The organism is Prescottella equi, from assembly GCF_002094305.1.
Lineage (GTDB): Bacteria > Actinomycetota > Actinomycetes > Mycobacteriales > Mycobacteriaceae > Prescottella > Prescottella equi.
Window position 1 is genome coordinate 60,524 of the sequence record NZ_LWTX01000013.1, and the last position, 20,370, is coordinate 80,893.

The window sequence follows — 20,370 nt, forward strand, 5'->3', positions numbered from 1 at the left end:
TCAGTCCCCGGCGCCCGTCGCCACCCGGGGCGACGACGGCCGCATCAACAGTGCCGCGGCCAGGAAACACAGCGCCCCGATCAGCGTGCCGAGGTTCGCGGCCGTCGCGCTCTCCGGCCGATGCGTTCCGGGAACGAGCAGGGCGCCCGCCGCGGACACCCCGAAGGCGACCGAGCCGATCGCGCCGAGCCACGTGCTGCCCCAGTTCCGCGCGTGCGGATCCCACAGCCCGTCGACGTCCGTGGTGGCGACGACGGCGAGCGCTGAGGCCACGAGGAAACACAGCGAACCGAACACGTCCGGCTGCCAGACGAATTCGCGGTGCTCGGGCACGGTCAGGCTGTGTACGAGGGCGGCGCCGGTGCTGACGTTGAACAGCAGGGTGCCGACGAACTGCACGAAGGCCGACCACCAGTCGTACCGGTCCACCCGTGATGTCGAGGCGGTGGGAACCAGGCGTCCGCTCAGCCGGAGTTGGATGAAGGCGGCAACGGTGAAGAACAGAGAGCCCACGAAGTACGTGAGGTTGTCGGCCTCGCTGCCCACCCTCGTCGCGTAGCCCGGGAGCGCGCCCACTGCGAACAGGATCGAGCCGATCGCGAAGCCGAGCGATTCGCGGCGTAGCCCGACCTTCTCCAGCTGTCCCATGCAAGTACACGATAGGGGGTAGTTTGCGAGGAGGACGTGGACCTACCGACGAGAGGGGATCTGCACATGCCCACACGCACCGCACGTACCGCCTGGAACGGGACACTCGAAAAGGGTTCGGGTCAAGTGGAACTCACCAGTTCGGGAGTCGGCACGTTCGAAGTGTCGTTTCCGAAGCGGGCAGCGGACGATGCCGGGGGTACGACCAGTCCCGAGGAACTGATCGCGGCGGCGCACTCGTCCTGCTATGCGATGCAGTTGTCGGCGTTGATCGGGGAGGCGGGCGGTACCCCGCAGAGCCTGGACATCCGCGCCGACGTCTCGCTCGGGCCGGACGACCCCGGATTCAAACTGACCGGCATCGTACTCACGGTGCGCGCAGAGGTCGACGGCCTGGACGCTGCGGGGTTCGCCCGCGTCGCCCAGGCCGCCAAGGAGTCCTGCCCGGTGAGCAAGGCTCTGACCGGCGTCGCCATCACGCTGGACGCCGCGCTCGAGTAGCCCCCTGGTTGTGAGCGCTCGAACGTACTGGGGCGGAAAGGTTCCCGATTCTCAGGTGCGTTCGAGCCTCGCCCGGATCTGTTCCATCTTCGCGCGTAGTTCGTCCTGGCTGACGATGCCGCGATCGAGGAAGGTATGCGCGGTGGTGATGGCCGACCGCGAGTGCACCGGGAACTGGCTGTAGATGGTTTCGCCGAGTTCGTCCTCGGTGTGGCGGCGTTCGAGGTTGTCCCACGATCCGCGCCACGACAGGCACTCGCAGGTGGCCTGCATCGCCGACTCCCAGGGATCGGGCTTGCGGTCGGTGTCGTCGAGGTCGCCGGCTCGTTCGTTCCCCGGTTGCAGTGTTCGCAGAATGACCTCGTAGCCCTGTGTCGCGGTCATCGGCCGCCTCCTGCCGACGGTGCCTTCGATGCGTCCCAGTCCGCCGTGGGCAGTGCCACGCCGATCATCGTGTCGCGGGTGACGATCTTCTGGAGTTGTTCCTCCGTCCAGCCCTCCGTGCCCTCCGGTCGCATCGGCATCACCATGAACCGGGACTTCTGATTGGAGTCGTGCACGCGCACTTCGACATTCGACGGGAAGTGCAGGCCGAACTCGGCGAGTACCTCGCGGGGACGGCGGACCATGCGACGCCGGTAGTTCGGCGTCCGGTACCAGTCCGGCGACATGCCGAGCACGGGCCGCGGATAGCACGAGCACAGGGTGCACACGATCACGTTGTGCACCTCGGGGGTGTTCTCGAGAACGTAGAAGAACGTGTAGTCGCTCGGTGTGCCGCTGCCGGTCGGGTCACGCCAGTCGATACCCACCTCCTTGCACGTCTCGGTGCCGTTCTCGAGCAGTCGCTTCTTGAACTCGGGGTCGGTCCAGGCCTTGGCTACCAGCTTGGATCCGCCTGAAGGCCCGATGGATTCGGCCCACTCGGAGAATCGGCGGTGGTCCTCGGCCGAGAAGAGTCCCTTCTCGATGGCGAGCTCGCGCAGGGCGAGCTCGAGGACCTCGAACTCACTGATCTCCTCGGAGGCCTGGATGGGCTTGTGTGGATCGCTCACTTCTCCTCCTCACTCGTTCGTCCCGGCAGGCCGGAGCCAGCCTTCTGCGCACTCGGTCTCGAGTGTGTCGACGGGGAACCCGGTGTAGCGGGGCCACAGATCGGTCTGCTTGAAGCGGACGACGTAGAAGGGTTCCTTGCGTCCGGTCTCGAGCTTGTCGAACGCCTCGTCCTCCGGTATCACCCACTCGGGGCGGTGTTCGACGACGGTCCCTTCCTGATTGCGCACGAACGCCTGTGTGCGGGTGTGGAACAGGCTCGTCTGGTCCTTCACGACCACGCGGTCGCCCACCTTGAACTTGGGGGTCATTTCCGTTCCTCCTGAAGCCGGGCGCGCACTTGGTCGACGCGGTCGCAGAGTTCGTCGAGGGGGATGAGGCCCTTGTCGACCATCACCTTGGCCGCCACGGTGAGCCATCGGGCGTAGTACGGATAGCCGAAGTACTGCGTCTCGCCGAGATCGACCTCGGCCCGCCGACGCATCTCCGCATTCCACGAGCCCCGCCAGGCCAGGCACTCGCAGGTGACGTAGGTGTTCAACTCCCACGCCTCTTCGCCCTTCTCCAGGTACGGGACCGAGAGCGCGGGCTGCCCGCCGACGTCGTGGAGGACGTGCCGCAGGACGTCGTACCGTGCGTTGGAGATCGTGTACGGCGAATCCTGGACGTCGTGCTCCGCTGGTGCGATCTTGGCCAGACCATCGGTGAGCGTCTGGAATCGGGCTTGGTTTTCGGTGGTCATGGAGGTCTCCCTTCCATGTGGGTTCGGGGTGCTTGTGCGGTCGTTTTCGAAACCTCGCCAGTGCCCCTCCTACGGTCGCGCTGTGCCGGTCGTCGTCGCGTCGTACACGGCAGTGGGAACCGGCCCGTGAGTCGCCCTGCGCTGTGCGCGTTCGGTGAGGAATGCGAAGGTGAGGCCGAGGCACAGCCACAATGTCGCCTGGGTCGCCAGCGACGAGATTCGGAACTCCCACAGCAAAGTTGCGGGGAAGTCGTCTCCCACCTCGTTCACACTCGGCAGCAGGAGGTAGCCGACCGTCACGATCACCAGGAACGTGAGGATCGAGGCGCCGATCCGGATCGTCCAGTACCTCTGGGAGACAAGGATCTTCGCCGTGTACACCGCCGCGCTGACTGCGAGCAGTCCGAGCGCGAGCGCTGCCAACCACAGCCAGGTTCGCTGGTCGATCGTCTCCGGGTCGCCTACCGCGGGTGGGTTCGCCGGGTACTTGAAGAACGGCACCGCCTCGACCGCGAGCCAACCTCCTGCGGCCAGACCGAGTGCCAGCAGCGGACCCGCCACGGTGGTGAACCGTCTCGCGTAGTGGGCGACGACTCCGAAGATAGCGCCGATCGCGATACCGGCGAGAGTGGTCGCCAGGAACAATCCCGCGCGCTGGCCGTCCCGTGAGACGAGCGCTTCGTCACCGTGCGAGTGTGCCGCCGTCCCGGCTTCGTGGTCGTGTGATCCTGCGGCGTCGGCGGCGGGAACCGACTCCTCGATGGCGATCGCCGCGGCGACGTGTGGTTCGCCGAGTGCGAAGGCCACGGCACCGGTCAGCACGCCGGCGATCAGTCCCGCGAGCAGGCCGCGAAGCAGCAGACTTCGCAGCGATCCTGCTAGTGGCATGGGAGCCCCAGGAGGTGCCGGCCGTCGTGCATCAGTTCGTGCATGTACATTCCGCTGCGCGAGATCGCGCCCTGATCGAATCCGACCAGGTAGAGGGTGAGCAGGGCGAGGAGCACGACGCCGACCGCGACGAGCGCGATTCCGAGCGATTCGATTGCCCTGTCGGGACTGTGGACGAGAGTCATGTTTCCTCCTGGGGTGCGCCCCGGAGCGGGTGGGAGAGAGGGGCGGATCCGGCACCGAGGCCCAACCGTGCGAGCGGCCCGGCGGATCAGGATCCGAAGGCGGCGTGCAGTCTTGCCCGACGACGAGCCGACGGGGGTCGAGTGGCCTGCTCTTCGGCGTCGGATCGAGGGCAGTTCCGACGCTACACGCGACGGTTCCACGGCTGCACGCGGTTGTGCTGATCGCACAACCGCGGGGACGGACCGGACACCGTGAGAGTGGCGGGGCTCGGCGACCCCTCGACGCCGAACCCCGCCGAGCACGGGACCTGCCGACAACTACTGCAGCAGAATCGATTCACCGCCCGAGAAGACTGAATCGTGTACTTCGAGCACTGCGGGGACGGTTCCGGCGGGCACGTCGAACACGATCGTGGCGTCCACGGAGTTGCCGGGATTGATCTGTTCGAACGGCACACCCTGGTCGAGGGTGAAGGTCGCCATGTCGTCGACCGAATACTGCCGTCCCTGTGCGTCGACCATCTTCTGTGCCGAGGTGGTGAAGCTCTGCTCCCGATCGCCGATGTTGCGGACGGTCATCCGTACGAGGACGAACTGCCCCTGCGCCTTCTCGGTGAGGTACTCGTTCGTCCCGACCGTGGGAACTCCGGCTTCCACCCCGTGCACGACGAACTCGAACTTGCCGTCGCGGACAGGGGTTCCGATCCGGGCATCCGACGGTCGTTCGACGGCGGCGCCGGCCTCGCGGGCTTCCCGAGTGGGGCCGTCGCCCGATCCTCCGGTGGCCGCGACGATCGCGATGATCGCGACGACCGCGACGCCGAGCGAGGTCAGTACCTTGTGTCGGCCGAACCAGTTCTTCTTCGCGGGTGGGGGAGGCGTGTAGCCGGGCTGCTGCGGATGCGGGAACTGCTGCGGAGCGCTCACCGAGCTTCCTTTCGATGTTCGTGGCGCGCAGTCGGGTGGCGGCGCGCGTCGTGCTGTGACGAGCACATCGCAGTGGCGCCGTCGGCGTCTTCCTCCTCACGGACCGATCGTCTCCTCATTTCGTACTGTTCGCGCCTGCGACGATCCGACCTTCGTCGGATGCCGCGGTGTCGGTCGAATTGCGTACCGTCCTCCTCGTGAATCCCGAGAGAGCCGTGCGGATCCGGCGTCGAGTGTGGACCGTGCTCGCGGTGTCGTTCAGTGCGTTCTGCTCGCTCATGACCGTCGGGCTCGCGTCGATGTCGGCGAACACGCCGGCGTGGAACCACGGGGTGGGACTCGTCCTCAACCTCGTCGCCGCGGCGGCACTGGTGTGGCGGCACGAGCGTCCCTGGCTGGTGCTGGCGATCGCGCTGGTCGGCCCGATCGTGTTCGAGACCGATGCCACCGCCGCTCTCGTCGCGCTCTTCGCAGTAGCCGGGGTTGCACGCGGATACCGGTTGGCCGGTGCGGCGGTCGCGGTCTGGGTGGCGTGCGCGGTGTCCCTGCTGTACGACGCGCATCGCCTGCGTGAGTACTCGGTTCTCACGATGGCCTCGGAGAAGCCCGAGGACGGCAGCCCGATGCCCCAGTACGTCGTCGCGGCGTGGATCCCGCTGCTGGTCGCGGCGATCGTCGTCGCCCTGGTTCTGGCGTCGGCGACCGTGGTTCGTACGCGAAGCGCGCTGGTGGAGGCGGAACAGGTGCGAGACGCGGCGACCGAACGCAGCGACGTGATGCGCGACGAGATGATCCGGGCCGAGGAACGGACCCGGATCGCTCGGGACATGCACGACACGCTGGCCGCCGGTCTGAGCCGCATCTCGCTGTTCGCGGGAGCCCTGCAGGTCAATGCTGCCGACGATCCGGAGAAGGTCGTCAACTCGGCGGCACAGATCCGAGCCACCGCCCACGAGTCGCTCGACGATCTCAAGAGCATCGTGGGGGTCCTGCGCGGCACCGGTGGTCCCCAGCAGTCGGCCCGGCACCAGGGAATCGACGCGGTGCCCCAGTTGGTGCAGGCGGCCCGTGCCGCCGGCATGCACTGCACACTGGCCACCGACCTCGCACCGGGTGACGTGGGTGTGTTGTCGGGGCACGTCTGTTTCCGCGTGGTGCAGGAGTCGTTGACCAATGCCCAGAAGCACGCGTCCGACCAGATCGTCGCGATCTCCCTCGAAGGTGCACCCGAGCGCGGGATCCGGATCCTGGTCCGGAACGCGTTGAGCAACAGTGTCACCGAAGTCGGAGTCGGATCGAGGACCGGGTTGCGCGGGCTGGCGGAGCAGGCGCGGGAGATCGGGGGGTCCTTCGAGGCCGGGCGTATCGAATCGGAGTTCGTGGTGAGTTGCTGGGTTCCCTGGACTGCTTGATCGGCCGGAAATGTCGGTGTCGGCCGCTAATCTGTCCACACTATGGAAGACCTTGGGGGAATTACGGTTCTGATCGTCGACGACGATCCGTTCGTTCGACGGGGGGTAGCGGACATTCTCGAGCCTGCACAGGACATCGTGGTGGTGGGGTGTGTGAGTGACGGCGACGAGGTGCCTGCCGCGGTGGCGTCGCTGCAGCCGCACGTCGTGCTGATGGATCTGAAGATGCGCCGGACAGGCGGTCTCGAGGCGACGCGCAGCCTGATGGAGCTGGAGTCGCCGCCGAAGGTGATCGCGATGACCGCGATGGACGTGGACGACCTCGTCGTGCAGGCCGTCGCGGCCGGTGCGCACAGCTTCCTGAGCAAGGACGAGGCCCCGCTCACCTTCCATCAGTCGGTTCGTGTGGTGGCGTCGGGAAACACGCTTTTCAGCCCGGAGGCCCTGCGGCGCATAGTGTCCGAGAGCGAAGGGACGGCTGGTTCGACGCCGGTGGTACGCCCCGATCTGAGCAGGCTCACCGAGCGGGAGCGGGAAGTCCTGACCGTGCTCGCCGAAGGTGAATCGAACGCGGACATCGGCCGCCGGCTGTTCCTCGGCGAGACCACGGTGAAGTCGCACGTATCGGCGATCTTCGAGAAGCTCGGTGTGCGCAATCGTGTCGAGGCCGCCCTGCAGGCCTACCGAGCAGGCCTGGTCGTCTGACCTGGACACTTGCCCTACTTCGTGGGATTCGTCTGATTTCCGCAGGTCGTGCCCTATCCGATGGTCTGCGACTCGCGCAAGTAACCCGACCGTGATAAATCTAGTGACCTAGATCACACATCCAGTGGAGTGACGGCTGTCGGGGACGTCGGATCGCGAGACCAGGGAGGGCACATGGGGAGCCTGAAGATTCACCCTCAGATCCGCATCGACGAATACACCAAGTCCGGTGTCTGGACTCAGGACACCGTCCAGCAGTTACTGGCCGAAAGGGTGCGAGAGCGAGGCAGTCAGCTCGCGGTCGTCGACCCGGTGGACAAGTCCGAGTACGTGGACGGGGTCCCCGGCCGGGTCACCTGGGCCGAGTTGGACGCCGAGGTCGATCGGCTCGCGGCGATGCTGTTGCGCGCCGAGGTCCGTGCCGGTGAGGTCGTCGGTGTCCAGCTGCCCAACACCGTCGAGCAGATCGCCGTCGTGCTGGCCGTCTGGCGGATCGGGGCGATCGTCTCGCTGCTCGCCGTTCACTCGACCGAACCCGAGATCGTCGAGGTGTGCAACGAATCGTGTGTGAGCGCCTTCGTCACCGCGGCTCGGATCGGCTCCAATCACGTTGCCGAACGGGTGATCTCGGTGCGAACGCAGATCCCGACGCTGCGGACCGTTCTCTCGTACGGCGTCGGCGTGCCGGACGGTGTCGTCCGGATAGGCCACGGCGTCGCCACCGCCGCGGACATCGCAGAGGTTGCGGCGCACGTCGCGGCCGACAGTCCCGCGGCGGACGACTGCATCGCGATCTGCTGGACGTCCGGCACCGAGGGCCGGCCCAAGGGCGTTCCGCACGCGCACTGCGAGTCCCTCGCCCACGCGCGTGGTGTCGTCGAGGCGGCGGGCCTCACCGCCGACGACGTGATCCTCAACCCGTTCCCGATGATGACGTCGGCGGGAATCATCGGGACGATGCTGCCCTGGCTGTCCACGGGATGTGTTCTGGTGCAGCATCAGCCGTTCCGTTTGGACGTGTTCGTGCGGCAGATCGCCGAGGAGAAGGTCACGTACACGGCCGGACGCCCGTCGATGCTGGCCGCCGTCGACGTCATGGAGGGGCCGTCCGTAGACCTGTCTACCCTCACCCGGATCGGGGTGGGCGCGGGGCCGCTGGACCCGCAGACCGTGCAGCGCTGGCGGGAGCGGTACGGCGTGGAACTGGTGAACTTCTTCGGCACCATCGAAGGTGTCACGCTGCGGTCCGACCCCGACGCCCGCTCGGACGATCGGCCGCACGCGATGCTGTACCCGCGTTCCGGTCACGGGCGGGGCACCGTGCTCAAGCTGGTCGATCAGCAGACCGGTGCCGAGATCGTCGATCCCGGTGTGCTCGGCGAACTACGCGTCAAGGGGCCGACGGTGTTCTCCGGGTATCTCAACCCGGCGCGCGACCGCGACCCGTTCGATGCGGACGGTTTCCTGATGACCGGCGATCTGTTCGTGATCGACGGCCCCGACGACGCCTATCTGCGCTTCGTCGACCGGGCGTCGGACATCATCCGGCGGGGCGGCGTGCGGATCGGGTCGGTCGATCTCGAGACGATGATCGCCGAGCATCCGGCCGTGTCGGAGGCTGCGGTGATCGGCTGCCCCGACGGTCGGCTGGGTGAGCAGGTGGTCGCCGTCGTGGCGTGCCGGCCCGGCGCCGCCATCAGTCTCGAGGAGATCGGGCAGTTCCTGGTGGATCGCGGTATCGATCCCGGGGAGACGCCGCAGCGCCTGGTGATCGCAAAGGGGTCCGCGGGGTTGCCCCGCAGCAGCACCGGCAAGGTGCTCAAGCGCGTCCTGAGGGAGGAACTGGCGCGGCGCTGACCGGTCCGGCGGCGGGCGCGGAACAAGTCGCGTCCGCCGTGTGTTCGAATGCGTCGTGACCATCGAGAGCAATATCGGCGCCGAGCCCGCCGAGAACGAGCCCGCTGCGCCGACCGCCCTGATCGAGGTGTGGTCGGACGTCGCCTGCCCCTGGTGCTACATCGGTAAGCGCCGCTTCACGGCGGCCCTCGACCGGTTCGAGGATCGGGATCGGGTCTCGGTGGTGTGGAGGTCGTACCAACTCGCGCCGGACACCCCGGTCGGCGCGCGCCGCGGCGAACTCGAGGCGCTCGTCGAGCTCAAGGGGATGCCCGCCGACCAGGTGCGTCAGATGTTCCAGCACGTCGCCGCGACGGCGGCGGCCGACGGGCTGGTCATGGACTTCGACACCGTGATCGCCGCCAACACGTTCGACGCGCACCGCTTGCTGCATCTCGCGGGGGAGCGCCGGGATGCGCTGCTGGAGGCGCTGTTCCGGGCCCACTTCACCGACGGGAAGGTGATCGACGACCGGAACGTGCTGGCCGACCTCGCGGCGAGCGTCGGGATGGACGCCGCCGAGGCGGCGGCCGCACTCGCCGGCGACGCCGGCGCCGACCTGGTGCGGGCCGACCTCACGGCGGCCGGGCAACTCGGGGTCTCAGGGGTGCCGTTCTTCGTCGCGAACCGCCGACTCGCGGTGTCGGGGGCGCAGCCGCAGGACGTGTTCACGGAGTTGCTGCGGCGGGCCGTCGCGGACGCCGACGCCGAAGGTGCGGACAGCGGTGCAGCCCCCGGCGGGAATGCCGAGGGCTGCGCCGACGATTCGTGCGCGGTCTGAGCTAGCGGACCGCCCGCCGGGCCCCGCGTTCGGTGAGGAAAGCGAAAGCCAGGCCGAGTGCCAGCCACAGTGTGGCCTGGGTGGCGAGGGACGAGATGCGGAACTGCCACAGCAGGGTGGCGGGGAAGTCCTCGCCGACCTCGTTGATTCCGGGTAGGGCGAGGTAGCCGATCGTGACCACCGCGAGGAACGCGGCAACCTGTCCGATGACACGGGTCGTCACCAGGTCCTGATCCCGCAGCGCACGCCCCGCGTAGACGGCCGCCGCAACGGCGAGCAAGCCGAGGAGCACCGAGGCGAGCCACAGCAGGGTCCGCTCGTTGATGGTGTCCGGGTCGCCGACCGCCGGCGGGTTGGCGGGGTACTTGAAGAACGGCACGGCTTCGATTGCCAGCCAACCGAATCCAGCCACCGCGATGGCGAGGGGGGTGCCCGCCATCGCGGTGAACCGGCGTGCGTAGTGCACGACTACCGCGAAGATCGCGCCCAGCGCCAGGCCGGCGAGCGTCGTCGCGAGGAACAGGCCGAAACGTTGCCCGGTACGGCTGACGAGGGCGTCGTCGCCGTGGGAGTGTCCCTCCGGCTCAGCGGCTTCCGCACTGTGATCGTGCGGAGCGGTCTCGCCCACGTGGTGGTCCGGTTCGGCCGGTGCGGCGGATTCCTCGATCTCGATCGCGGCCTGCACGTGCGGCTCACCGAGCGCGAATGCGACGACACCGCCCAGCAGACCGGCGATCAGGCCGGCCAGTAGTCCGCGCAGAAGTAGGGTCCTGAGGCTTTCGGTGACGGGCGTCAGCGTGTTCAGTGGCACGGCAGGCCCAGCAGGTGTCGGCCGTCGTGCATCAATTCGTGCATGTACATGCCGCTGCGGGAGATTGCGCCCTGGTCGAACCCGACCAGGTAGAGCGCGAGCATGGCGAGCAGCACTACTGCCGCCGCGATGAGTGCGACAGCGGCCGAATCGGCCGACTTGTCGGGTGAATAGGCGATTGCCATCGGTGCCTCCTGGGGATTACGCGTCCCGCTAGGTCCATGCGATGGCCGGGGTGTCTGGCTTTCGAGGGCAGACCCTCGATCACAGTGGCGCGACCGCTCCGGAATGGCACCGGATTACCGTCGATCCATCGCTCTGTCGAGCGAACTCTGGCATCCCGAAGTCACGGTGTCAATCGGATGATCGACACCGTGACCGATTTGTCCGTTACCGGCTCGGTTCGTCGTCGAACCGGATGCGGTGGATCAGGATTCGGGCTTCGCCGCCACGTCGAGGACCACCTCGAACTCGAGCAGCGAGGCGCCGGTCGCGACGGGCTTCGCGCGCTCACCGGCGTGCGCCTCGCGGGCGGGCCCGCTCGCCCACGCCTGGAAGGCCTCGTCCGATTCCCACTGCGTCACCACGAAGTAGCGGCCCTCGCCCTTGACCGGACGCAGCAGCTGGAACCCGAGGAATCCGGGGGAGTTCTCCACGGCGTGCGCGCGGTTCGCGAACCGCTTCTCCAGTTCGGGTCCGGCACCCTCGGGTACCTCGATTGCATTGATCTTCACGACTGCCATGCTCGCGAGGGTACTCCGGGCCCACGCGGGTTCTCCCCGAGTCGCCGGCGGTTCGGCTACCGTCGGATCCGTGTTGCACGACGAGGGTGGGGCGGGGCGGCCCATACTGCTCCTGCACGGGCTCATGGGTAGTGCCAGGACGTGGTCGCGGCACGTGTCGTGGTTGCGCGAACACGGCCACGTCTACACGTTCGACGCGGCCGGGCACGGGCGGCCGATCAACGGGGAGCCGACGACGGAGCTGTTCGTGGCCGACCTCGCCGCTGCTGTCGCCGGACTGGACGAGCCGCTCACCGTGATCGGGCACTCGATGGGGGCGCTGCACGCGTGGTGCTTCGCCGCGGCGCACCCCGATCGCGTACGCGCGTTGGTGCTCGAGGACATGGCGCCGGACTTCCGCGGACGCACCGCACAGGACTGGGCCGCAATGGTTTCCGCGTGGCCACAGCCGTTCCCCACCGAGGACTCCGTGCTCGAGTACTTCGGCGAGGTTGCGGGCCGCTACTTCCTCGATTCGTTCGAGCGGCGCCCGGACGGCTGGTATCTGCACGGTGACGTCGAGACGTTCCGCGACATCTCGGAGGAGTGGGGCACCCGCGATTTCTGGGCGCAGTGGGACGCCGTCCGCGCGCCCGCGCTGCTCATCGAGGGCGAGTTCACGATCACTCCCGAGGGGCAGATGCGTCGCATGCTCGACGGCCACGACGCCCGGTACGTGTGGGTGGCGCAGGCCGGCCACCTCGTCCACGACGACCAGCCCGAGCGGTATCGGACCGCGGTGGAGGAGTTCCTGACGTCGCTGCGCTGACGGCGGTCAGCGACTGCCCTCGCCGGCCAGCGCGAACATCCCGTCCTCGGTCTGCTCGATCAAGCCGTCCACCAGCAGCGAGTCCAGCGCGCGGTCGCGTTGTCCGGGATCGCTGAGCCACACCAGGTCCAGCTGGGCGCGTTCGACCGGGTGCGCGCTGCCGCGCAGTACGTCCATCAGCTTTCCGCGGACCTGGCGGTCGGTGCCCGCGAACTTCTGCACCTTGCGGGGTTCTCCGGTGTACGCGGGGCGCCCGGCCTCCACCCACGCACAGCGCGGCAGCGGGCAGTTCGCGCAGTCCGGGGTGCGGGCGGTGCAGATCGTCGCTCCCAGCTCCATCAACGCCGCGGAGAACCGTGCCGCCCGTTCGCGGGTGCGGGGCAACAGCGCGTCGACGTCGGCCATGTCGCGCTTGGCCGACGGGTTGCCCTGATCCGCCCGGCCGTGCACCGCACGCGCCACGACGCGTCGAACGTTGGTGTCCACCACGGGAACCCGCTGTCCGTACGCGAAGCAGGCAACCGCGCGGGCGGTGTAGTCGCCGATGCCGGGCAGGCTCAGCAGCACGTCGACGTCGGCCGGGACCACGTCGTCGTGCTCACCTGCCAGCACGCCCGCGCACTCGTGCAGGCGCAGTGCCCGCCGCGGGTACCCGAGCTTGCCCCACGCGCGTAGGACGTCGGCCTGGCTCGAGGCCGCCATGAGCGAGGGCACCGGCCAGCGGCGCACCCACTCCTCCCAGATCGGGGCGACGCGGACCACCGGCGTCTGCTGCAGCATGATCTCGCTCATCAGGATGTGCCAGGCGGTGACGCCGTCCCGGCGCCACGGCAGATCCCGCGCCTGTTCGTCGTACCACTGCAGCAGCGCCACGCCGTCGACCGACCCGGAAGACACCGAAGACCCCGAAGACACCGAATCCCTCATCCTTCTCCGTTCACCACTCCGGGCTTTCGTCATCGGTCCAATCGAGACGGCAGGCGGCGGAGGGTGCACAATTGCCCCATGCCCAATTCCAACCCGATCTCCGCTTGGAAAGCCCTCAAGCAGGGTAACGAGCGTTTCGTCAGTGGTACCCCGCTGCATCCGAGCCAGGGTATTGCCGACCGTGCGAAGTTGGTCGACGCCCAGCACCCGACCGCAGTGATCTTCGGCTGCGGTGACTCCCGAGTCGCCGCCGAGATCATCTTCGACCAGGGCCTCGGCGACACGTTCGTCGTCCGCACGGCCGGTCACGTGATCGACAGTGCCGTCCTCGGATCCATCGAGTACGCCGTCGCGGTCCTCAATGTCCCGCTGATCGTCGTGTTCGGCCACGACAGCTGCGGCGCCGTCAAGGCCACACTCGACGCCCTCGACAACGGTGCCATTCCGGCCGGCTTCATCCGTGACGTCGTCGAGCGCGTCTCGCCGTCGATCCTGATGGGGCGCCGCGAGGGCCTGAGCACCGTCGACGACCTCGAGGGCCGTCACGTCGTGGAGACCGGCTCGCTGCTGATGCAGCGGTCGCGGATCATCTCCGAGGCCGTCGAGGCCGGTAAGTGCGCCATCGTCGGCGTCACCTACAAGCTCGCCGAGGGCGACATCAAACTGCAGAGCGTCGTCGGCGACGTCGGCGAGTCCGTCGACTGACACCTCCGTCACAGCGGCCCCGGAGCGATATCGGCTCCGGGGCCGCCGGTGTGCGCGGAGCCGGGGCGGCACTTCTTTAATGCATGGTCCGGCAGCTTCGGGGGAGCGACACGCCGAGGCTGCTCAGGCGGGTACCGGCCGGGGCCAATTACGGTTGAGTCGTGCTTGAACCGAACGGACCGTTGCCCCCGGAGATCTACTGGCGCCGGCGGGCGCTCGCCATCGGCGCCGCCGTCGTGGTGCTCGCGCTGATCGTCTGGATCGTCCTGTCCATCGGCGGCGGTGACGACGACTCCGAGTCGACCGCCGCCGCGGCCACGTCCGAGCTGACGGAATCGAGCGAGGCGCCGACGACGTCGCAGGCCGAGGATCCGTCGGGAACCTCGGGTGCCGACTCGTCGTCCACGACGACGGCGAGCAGCACCACGTCGGCCAACCCGTCCAAGGACTGCGCCGACCAGTCGCTCGCGCTCAAGGTGACCCCGGACCAGCCGCAGTACAAGGCGGGTGACGAGCCGGGCTTCACGATCGCCATCACGAACATCGGCACCAACGCGTGCGAGCGCGACCTCGGGTCGGGCCTGCAGCAGGTGCTCGTGTACTCGCTCGACGGCGCGAACCGTCTGTGGTCCAACGTCGACTGCTTCCCGTCGTCGGAGCCGGAGGTCCGGACGCTGGAGCCGGGCGGCCAGGCACGCTTCACCGTCAAGTGGTCGGCGAAGACGTCGGCGCCGGGCTGCACGGCGCCGCGCGAGCCGGTGGCCCCCGGCGGATACACCGTGGTCGGGCAGCTGGGCTCCCTCAAGAGCAACCCGGAGCCGTTCAACATCGCATGAGCCGACGGCGCCGGCCCGACGGACCGGCCTAGTCGTACGGCCCGTTGATCGACGCCTCCGCGAGTCGCGACAGGCCCTCCCGGATGTGCCGGGCCCACAGGCCGCCGATGCCGTCCACCGACTGCAGGTCCGCGGCAGTTGCGGCCAGCAGCCCCTGCAGCGTCCCGAACGAGCAGACCAGCCGGTGGATCTGCATGAACTGCAGCCGCGGAACCCTGGTGAGCACGCGATAGCCGCGCGGACTCATCGGCGCATCGAGGGCCTCGATCGTCCCCGGATACCCGAACGCGCGGGCGAGCGTCGTGAGGTCGAGCAGGTCCACGTCGGTGAGTTTGTCGAGCGCGGCGAGGGTGCTCTCCACCGCTGTCGCCGAGGCCGGCTCGCTGCCGGCCAGGTAGTCGCGGACCATGAGCTGCCGGACGGCGTCGTTGTCGCCGACGAGTTCCTCCAGCTGCAGTGCCAGCTGCCGGCCGTCGGTCCCCAGTTCGAGGACGTCCTGCTCGATCTCGACCGAGACCCGGCGCACCATCTCGAGTCGCTGCACCACGGTCAGGGCGTCGCGCAGGGTCACGAAGTCCTCGATCTCGACCACCGACAGCTGCCTGGTGACCTCGTCGAGGCGGGACTTGTAGCGCTCGAGGGTGGCGACGGCCTGGTTGGCACGCGAGAGAATCGTCTCCGACGCGTTGATGACATGCCTGATCCCGCCGACGTACACACTGACGATGCTCATCGACTGGCTCACCGACACCACCGGATATCCGGTCTGGATCGCGGTCCGTTCGGCCGCACGGTGCCGGGTCCCGGATTCGACGGTCGGAATGCGATGGTCCGGCACCAGCTGCACATTGGCGCGCAGGATGCGGGTGCCGTCGGTGGACAGCACGACGGCGCCGTCCATCTTCGACAGCTCGCGCAGCCGGGTGGGCACGAAGTCGACGTCGAGTTCGAAGCCGCCGTCGCACAGTTCCTCGACCTGGTCGTCGTAACCGAGCACGATCAGCGCGCCGGTGCGTCCACGCAGGATCCGCTCGAGGCCGTCGCGGAGGGCGGTTCCGGGCGCGAGCCGGGCGATGGTCTCCCGGGTGTCGCGTGCAACCGTCGACGCGGGCACATCGTTCATCGCGGATCCCCCCAGGTGCGGTCGACGTCACATCTTGCCGTGCCGCATACGGGCCGCGGTCGGGCCGCATCTACATTACCTAGTTGTGAGCAGTACTTGGACCTTGCCCGATGACCTCGTTCTTCCGGAGGTGCCGGACTGGTACCCCGCTCCCGGGGAACCGCTCCCGCAGCACTGGTCCAAGTGTTTCGGCTGCGGCGACGACCAGCCCGCCGGTATGGCCATGACCTTCCAGGCCGGCGAGGACCTGACCGTCACCGGTCGGCTCGAGGTGGCCAACCGCTATCAGGGCGGACCGGGTGTGATCCACGGCGGCATCCTGTCGACCGCGTTCGACGAGGTCCAGGGCATGGCGTGCATGGTGCTCGGCGGCCCGGTCGTCACCGCGCACCTGGAGATCGACTTCGCCCGGCCCATCCCGCTCAGCTCGGTGCTCGAGTTCCGTGCGCGAATCGAGGGCACCGTCCGGCGCAAGGCCTACACGACCTCCGAGGCGTTCATCGTCGAGGGACCGGGCACCGACCCGAACACCCCGGTCGCGACCTCGCGCGGGCTGTTCCTGACGGTCAACCCGGAGCATTTCGCGCCCACCGCGGCGTTCGTCGACGGTCAGCCGACGTCGCCGTTCGGCACCTCCGCGGTCTGACGCTCAGCGAAGACTCAACGCCCGCAAGGCATCTCCGACGTTCGCGACCTCGATCGCCCGGATGCCCTTCGGTAGTTCGCCGGAGTCGACCGGAACCACCGCGCGCGTGAAGCCCAGGCGCGCGGCCTCGGCGACCCGGCGGCCGACGCCGCTCACCCGGCGGACCTCGCCGGCCAGGCCGACCTCGCCCAGCACGACGGTGCCGGCCGGGATCGGACGGTCCTTGCTGCCCGACGCCACCGCGATCGCGAGCGCGAGATCGCACGACGGGTCCGTCATCCGCATGCCGCCGACGGTCGCGGCGTAGACCTCCTTGTCGGAGAGCTTGATCGAGTGCCGGCGCTCGAGCACGGCCAGCACCATCGACACGCGCGCCGAGTCGAGTCCGCTCACCGCCCGCCGCGGCGACGGGTTGTGGGTGGGCGCCACGAGTGCCTGCACCTCGCCGAGCAGTGGACGCTTGCCGTCCATCGTGACGGTCACGGCGGTGCCGGGCACCTCGTCCAGTCGGTGGTGCAGGAACAGGCCGGACGGGTCGCTCACGCCGACGATGCCGTCCTCGCGCAGTTCGAAGCAGCCCACCTCGTCGGCGGCGCCGAACCGGTTCTTGATGCCGCGGATCATGCGGAGGGTGGAGTGCTTGTCGCCCTCGAAGTGCAGCACGACATCGACCAGGTGCTCGAGCGACCGCGGGCCGGCCACCGCGCCGTCCTTGGTGACGTGGCCGATGAGCAGCACCGGCACGCCGCTGGCTTTCGCGAGTGACGTCAGCGCACTCGTGATGGCCCGCACCTGCGTGACACCGCCGACGACACCGTCGACGTCCGCCGCGAGCATGGTCTGCACCGAGTCGACGATGAGCAGCGTGGGGCGGACCTGCTCGACGTGACCGAGAACCGTCGCCAGATCGGACTCCGCGGCGAGGTAGACCCGCTCGTGCACCGCGCCGGTGCGGTCCGCGCGCAGGCGCACCTGTCCCGCCGACTCCTCGCCGGTGACGTACAGCGCGCGGTCGTCGGCGCTGCGGGTGGCCCACCGGTGGACCACCTCGAGCAGCAGCGTCGACTTGCCCACGCCGGGTTCACCGGCGAGCAGCACCACCGATCCGGGGACGACTCCGCCGCCGAGGACCCGGTCGAGTTCGTCCACGCCGGTCGCCTTGGCACGCGTGGTCTTGCCGTCGATCTGGGTGATGGGCGTCGCAGGTGTGGACGGGAGCAGTGCCGCCGCGCCCGCGCGGGCCAGCGAGGCTCCGGGGCGGGACGTCACCGCTGCCAGGACCGGGGCCTCGTCCATGGACCCCCAGGTGCCGCACTCGGGGCAGCGGCCGACCCACTTGGCAACCGTGTGCTGACACGACGAACACCTGAAGCTGGATTTGGGTTTGGCCACCCGGGAATCCTAGTGGCTGCCACAGACAGGAAGGCCCGGGCGACACTGTCGCCCGGGCCTTCCTTCACGTGCTGTGGGTCAGTGCCCCTCGGACACGACGGGGGACTTCTCCGACTCGTGGCGCTCGGTCTTCGGGCCGGCGTCGACCGGGACCTGCACGACGATGTCGCCGGCGTTCTCGAACGTGAAGATGACCGGGAAGGTCAGGCCCGGACGGACGCCCTCGCGGATGTCCTGGAGGGTGACGTCGATCAGGCTGACGTGCTCGGGCGCCTCCTCGGGAACCGAGACGTCCGGGTTGCCGGCGCCGAGCGCGAACTGCGGCTTGATCTCGAGCGTGCCGTCCTTCTCGTCGATCTTCACCGAGCCGGCGTAGTCCGTCTTGATGGACTTCAGGCGGTCCGACTTCGACTCGCTGAGGTTGACAGCGGTGAACGCGAGCTCGGCGTCGCCGCCGGGCTCGATGCTGAACTCCTCGGAGTTCGGGTACACGACGTGCACGTTGCGCAGCGCGACGTCACCGCTGGTGGCCTGGTTGCCGTTGATGGCAGCGACCTGGGTCGCGGTCTGCGAGATCTGACCCGCTCCGCACGCGGACAGCATGAGCGTCGCGCCGGCGGCGAGAGCGACGGCGGCCATGACTCGGCGAGTCGGCGACGCAGTGAGAGCAGTCACGGGTTGTCCTCCATGGGTCAGGTTCACAATCCACTAGGCAGAGTAGTAGTCACCCTCGAGGCGCCGCACTCTGGGTACTCGTTACGAGGTCGTGTCGGGCGCGCAACGGTTGGCGGAGTACAGGATCGGGCGTCCGCGGGGGTGCTCCGGAGGGGTCTCCGAGGGGGGTCGAAATGCACGGTTGGGGCACTCTGTCAACCCCTAAGATCAGGTAACGACGCCCCTGACCTGCGCCGTTGATGGGACGATCGTTTGGTCACGTGTTAAACTCGAAAGATCGAAAGGGGCACGGGACAGATGATTTTCAAGGTCGGAGACACCGTCGTATACCCCCATCACGGAGCGGCGTTGATCGAGGCGATCGAAACCCGCACCATCAAGGGTGAGCAGAAGGAATACCTCGTTCTGAAGGTCGCGCAGGGTGATCTCACCGTCCGCGTTCCCGCGGAGAACGCCGAGTACGTCGGCGTGCGTGACGTGGTCGGTCAGGAGGGTCTCGACAAGGTGTTCCAGGTGCTTCGTGCGCCGCACACCGAGGAGCCGACGAACTGGTCTCGCCGTTACAAGGCGAACCTGGAGAAGCTGGCCTCGGGTGATGTGAACAAGGTCGCCGAGGTCGTGCGTGATCTGTGGCGGCGTGAGCAGGATCGCGGCCTGTCGGCCGGCGAGAAGCGGATGCTGGCCAAGGCGCGTCAGATCCTCGTGGGTGAGCTGGCCCTGGCGGAAGGTACGGACGACGCCAAGGCGGAGATCATCCTCGACGAGGTCCTGGCCGCAGCATCCTGACAGTGAGTGACAACGGGGGGCCGGTCGTAGCGCTGGTCCCTGCAGCCGGACGTGGTGTTCGGCTGGGTGAGCCCGTGCCGAAGGCGTTCGTCGAACTCGGTGGGCGCAGCATGCTGCGCCGCGCCGTCGACGGACTCCTCGGTTCGGGCGTCGTCGACACCGTCGTGGTGATCGTTCCCGACGAACTCGTCGAGGCGGCTCGGGCAGACCTGCCCGCGGGAGTGCTCGTCGTCGTCGGTGGTGAGGAGCGCGCGGATTCGGTCCGTGCGGGTCTCGCCGCGGCGCCCGAAGCCGGTTTGGTGCTGGTGCACGACGCCGCGCGGGCACTGACGCCGCCGTCGTTGATCGCCCGCGTCGTGGCGGAACTGCAGGCCGGTCGCACTGCGGTCGTGCCGGTCCTGCCGGTGAGCGACACCATCAAGACCGTCGACGTGCTCGGCACCGTCACGGGCACACCGCCGCGTTCGGAACTGCGAGCGGTCCAGACCCCGCAGGGCTTCGACGCCGACCTGTTGCGTCGGGCGTACGAGGACGTGAACGGGGACGCGACCGACGACGCCGGCCTGGTCGAGCGGCTCGGCGAGCCGGTCCGGACCATCGTCGGCGAGCCCGAGGCATTCAAGATCACCACCCCGTGGGATCTCGCGCTGGCCCGGGTACTGCTCGGGCAGGCCGGACCCGAGTAAGGAGCCCGAGAGCGTGCGAGTCGGAATCGGTACGGACGTCCATCCCGTGGAGAAGGGCCGTCCGTGCTGGATGGCCGGTCTGTTGTTCGACGACGTCGACGGCTGCGCCGGGCACTCGGACGGTGACGTCGCCGCCCACGCGCTGTGTGACGCACTCCTCTCGGCGGCCGGTCTGGGCGATCTCGGTTCGGTGTTCGGCACCGGCCGACCCGAGTGGGACGGGGTTTCCGGTGTGCGGATGCTCACCGAGGTCCGACGTCTGCTCGGTGACGCCGGCTACACCGTCGGCAACGCATCCGTGCAGGTCATCGGCAATCGGCCGAAGATCGGTCCGCGCCGCGAGGAGGCCCAGCGGGTGCTCGGTGACGTCCTCGGTGCACCGGTCTCGGTATCGGCGACCACCACCGACGGACTGGGGCTCACCGGTCGCGGCGAGGGCATCGCCGCGGTGGCGACCGCGCTGATCATCCCCGCTGCTAGCGCCCGGTAGAATC

Annotated in this window: 27 protein-coding genes; 12 read left to right on the top strand and 15 right to left on the bottom strand. The window is 68.5% G+C overall.

What is annotated here, in order from left to right; all coding sequences use genetic code 11:
• Positions 1-648 carry a hypothetical protein gene (locus A6I89_RS22670; protein WP_022593975.1) on the bottom strand — a complete coding sequence of 216 codons (648 nt, stop codon included), beginning with the start codon at positions 646-648 and terminating at the stop codon, positions 1-3.
• 66 nt (positions 649-714) lie between these two features.
• On the opposite strand from A6I89_RS22670, the gene A6I89_RS22675 reads away from it, so the two are divergent.
• Positions 715-1,149, top strand: a complete 435-nt coding sequence (locus A6I89_RS22675; RefSeq protein WP_013414795.1) for an OsmC family protein — start codon at positions 715-717, stop codon at positions 1,147-1,149.
• A gap of 51 nt (positions 1,150-1,200) precedes the next feature.
• On the opposite strand, the gene A6I89_RS22680 is transcribed toward A6I89_RS22675, so the two are convergent.
• The 7 genes from A6I89_RS22680 to A6I89_RS22710 form a co-directional block, all read right to left on the bottom strand.
• Complete coding sequence (locus tag A6I89_RS22680; protein WP_005515712.1) at positions 1,201-1,533, bottom strand: SH3-like domain-containing protein; 333 nt, start codon at positions 1,531-1,533, stop codon at positions 1,201-1,203.
• Complete coding sequence (scnC, locus tag A6I89_RS22685) at positions 1,530-2,204, bottom strand: thiocyanate hydrolase subunit gamma (RefSeq protein WP_013414796.1); 675 nt, start codon at positions 2,202-2,204, stop codon at positions 1,530-1,532. The genes A6I89_RS22680 and scnC overlap by 4 nt, the downstream gene beginning before the upstream one ends.
• 9 nt (positions 2,205-2,213) lie before the next feature.
• Positions 2,214-2,513 carry an SH3-like domain-containing protein gene (locus A6I89_RS25045; RefSeq protein ID WP_005515709.1) on the bottom strand — a complete coding sequence of 100 codons (300 nt, stop codon included), beginning with the start codon at positions 2,511-2,513 and terminating at the stop codon, positions 2,214-2,216.
• Positions 2,510-2,944, bottom strand: a complete 435-nt coding sequence (locus tag A6I89_RS25050; RefSeq protein WP_005515707.1) for an SH3-like domain-containing protein — start codon at positions 2,942-2,944, stop codon at positions 2,510-2,512. Before A6I89_RS25050 ends, A6I89_RS25045 begins: the two co-directional genes overlap by 4 nt.
• 69 nt (positions 2,945-3,013) lie before the next feature.
• Positions 3,014-3,832 carry a CbtA family protein gene (locus A6I89_RS22700; RefSeq protein WP_022593977.1) on the bottom strand — a complete coding sequence of 273 codons (819 nt, stop codon included), beginning with the start codon at positions 3,830-3,832 and terminating at the stop codon, positions 3,014-3,016.
• Positions 3,823-4,017 carry a CbtB domain-containing protein gene (locus A6I89_RS22705; RefSeq protein WP_005515704.1) on the bottom strand — a complete coding sequence of 65 codons (195 nt, stop codon included), beginning with the start codon at positions 4,015-4,017 and terminating at the stop codon, positions 3,823-3,825. The genes A6I89_RS22700 and A6I89_RS22705 overlap by 10 nt, the downstream gene beginning before the upstream one ends.
• 318 nt (positions 4,018-4,335) lie before the next feature.
• The gene (locus A6I89_RS22710; protein WP_022593979.1) at positions 4,336-4,944 is read right to left on the bottom strand and encodes a DUF4352 domain-containing protein; all 609 of its coding nucleotides are present in this window, start codon (positions 4,942-4,944) and stop codon (positions 4,336-4,338) included.
• 167 nt (positions 4,945-5,111) lie between these two features.
• Here A6I89_RS22710 and A6I89_RS22715 point away from each other — a divergent pair, with 167 nt between their 5' ends.
• From A6I89_RS22715 to A6I89_RS22730, 4 genes are all read left to right on the top strand, one after another.
• A complete protein-coding gene (locus tag A6I89_RS22715; RefSeq protein WP_022593981.1) occupies positions 5,112-6,356 on the top strand; it encodes a sensor histidine kinase in 1,245 nt (414 codons plus the stop codon).
• Between the two features lie 42 nt (positions 6,357-6,398).
• Complete coding sequence (locus A6I89_RS22720; RefSeq protein ID WP_005515691.1) at positions 6,399-7,061, top strand: response regulator; 663 nt, start codon at positions 6,399-6,401, stop codon at positions 7,059-7,061.
• A gap of 174 nt (positions 7,062-7,235) precedes the next feature.
• Positions 7,236-8,918: a class I adenylate-forming enzyme family protein gene (locus tag A6I89_RS22725; RefSeq protein WP_022593984.1), complete on the top strand. Its 1,683-nt coding sequence runs from the start codon at positions 7,236-7,238 to the stop codon at positions 8,916-8,918.
• Between the two features lie 61 nt (positions 8,919-8,979).
• A complete protein-coding gene (locus tag A6I89_RS22730; RefSeq protein ID WP_232244916.1) occupies positions 8,980-9,738 on the top strand; it encodes a DsbA family oxidoreductase in 759 nt (252 codons plus the stop codon).
• Between the two features lies 1 nt (position 9,739).
• Here the strand turns inward: A6I89_RS22730 and A6I89_RS22735 are convergent, their stop codons facing one another.
• From A6I89_RS22735 to mhuD, 3 genes are all read right to left on the bottom strand, one after another.
• Entirely contained in the window at positions 9,740-10,549 is an 810-nt protein-coding gene (locus A6I89_RS22735) for a CbtA family protein (RefSeq protein ID WP_005515688.1), read from the bottom strand.
• Positions 10,540-10,734 carry a CbtB domain-containing protein gene (locus tag A6I89_RS22740; protein ID WP_005515687.1) on the bottom strand — a complete coding sequence of 65 codons (195 nt, stop codon included), beginning with the start codon at positions 10,732-10,734 and terminating at the stop codon, positions 10,540-10,542. The genes A6I89_RS22735 and A6I89_RS22740 overlap by 10 nt, the downstream gene beginning before the upstream one ends.
• A 243-nt stretch (positions 10,735-10,977) precedes the next feature.
• A complete protein-coding gene (mhuD, locus tag A6I89_RS22745) occupies positions 10,978-11,292 on the bottom strand; it encodes a mycobilin-forming heme oxygenase MhuD (protein WP_005515686.1) in 315 nt (104 codons plus the stop codon).
• A 70-nt stretch (positions 11,293-11,362) separates the two neighbouring features.
• Between mhuD and A6I89_RS22750 the strand changes: the two genes are divergently transcribed.
• A complete protein-coding gene (locus A6I89_RS22750) occupies positions 11,363-12,100 on the top strand; it encodes an alpha/beta fold hydrolase (protein ID WP_044990471.1) in 738 nt (245 codons plus the stop codon).
• Positions 12,101-12,106: 6 nt separating this feature from the next.
• Here the strand turns inward: A6I89_RS22750 and A6I89_RS22755 are convergent, their stop codons facing one another.
• Positions 12,107-13,027: an HhH-GPD family protein gene (locus A6I89_RS22755; RefSeq protein ID WP_044990439.1), complete on the bottom strand. Its 921-nt coding sequence runs from the start codon at positions 13,025-13,027 to the stop codon at positions 12,107-12,109.
• Between the two features lie 78 nt (positions 13,028-13,105).
• Here A6I89_RS22755 and A6I89_RS22760 point away from each other — a divergent pair, with 78 nt between their 5' ends.
• Both A6I89_RS22760 and A6I89_RS22765 read left to right on the top strand, forming a co-directional pair.
• The gene (locus tag A6I89_RS22760) at positions 13,106-13,732 is read left to right on the top strand and encodes a carbonic anhydrase (protein WP_005515682.1); all 627 of its coding nucleotides are present in this window, start codon (positions 13,106-13,108) and stop codon (positions 13,730-13,732) included.
• 161 nt (positions 13,733-13,893) lie between these two features.
• Positions 13,894-14,568 carry a hypothetical protein gene (locus tag A6I89_RS22765; RefSeq protein ID WP_037084638.1) on the top strand — a complete coding sequence of 225 codons (675 nt, stop codon included), beginning with the start codon at positions 13,894-13,896 and terminating at the stop codon, positions 14,566-14,568.
• A 28-nt stretch (positions 14,569-14,596) separates the two neighbouring features.
• On the opposite strand, the gene disA is transcribed toward A6I89_RS22765, so the two are convergent.
• Positions 14,597-15,691 (bottom strand): DNA integrity scanning diadenylate cyclase DisA, encoded by a 1,095-nt coding sequence (gene disA, locus A6I89_RS22770; protein ID WP_005515680.1) that lies wholly within the window; start codon positions 15,689-15,691, stop codon positions 14,597-14,599.
• A gap of 85 nt (positions 15,692-15,776) precedes the next feature.
• On the opposite strand from disA, the gene A6I89_RS22775 reads away from it, so the two are divergent.
• Positions 15,777-16,337, top strand: coding sequence for a PaaI family thioesterase (locus A6I89_RS22775; protein ID WP_037084636.1), 561 nt, complete (start codon positions 15,777-15,779; stop codon positions 16,335-16,337).
• A gap of 3 nt (positions 16,338-16,340) precedes the next feature.
• Here the strand turns inward: A6I89_RS22775 and radA are convergent, their stop codons facing one another.
• Positions 16,341-17,729, bottom strand: coding sequence for a DNA repair protein RadA (gene radA, locus A6I89_RS22780; RefSeq protein WP_041673837.1), 1,389 nt, complete (start codon positions 17,727-17,729; stop codon positions 16,341-16,343).
• Between the two features lie 78 nt (positions 17,730-17,807).
• On the bottom strand, positions 17,808-18,404 hold the full coding sequence (locus A6I89_RS22785) for a copper chaperone PCu(A)C domain-containing protein (protein ID WP_044990441.1): 597 nt from the start codon (positions 18,402-18,404) through the stop codon (positions 17,808-17,810).
• Positions 18,405-18,701: 297 nt separating this feature from the next.
• On the opposite strand from A6I89_RS22785, the gene carD reads away from it, so the two are divergent.
• From carD to ispF, 3 genes are read left to right on the top strand one after another with little or no spacing between them, the layout of a single operon-like run.
• Positions 18,702-19,190, top strand: a complete 489-nt coding sequence (gene carD / locus A6I89_RS22790) for an RNA polymerase-binding transcription factor CarD (protein ID WP_005515676.1) — start codon at positions 18,702-18,704, stop codon at positions 19,188-19,190.
• A 2-nt stretch (positions 19,191-19,192) separates the two neighbouring features.
• Entirely contained in the window at positions 19,193-19,876 is a 684-nt protein-coding gene (gene ispD / locus A6I89_RS22795) for a 2-C-methyl-D-erythritol 4-phosphate cytidylyltransferase (protein WP_013414808.1), read from the top strand.
• A 13-nt stretch (positions 19,877-19,889) separates the two neighbouring features.
• Entirely contained in the window at positions 19,890-20,366 is a 477-nt protein-coding gene (gene ispF, locus A6I89_RS22800) for a 2-C-methyl-D-erythritol 2,4-cyclodiphosphate synthase (RefSeq protein WP_013414809.1), read from the top strand.
• The last annotated feature ends 4 nt before the right edge of the window (positions 20,367-20,370 follow it).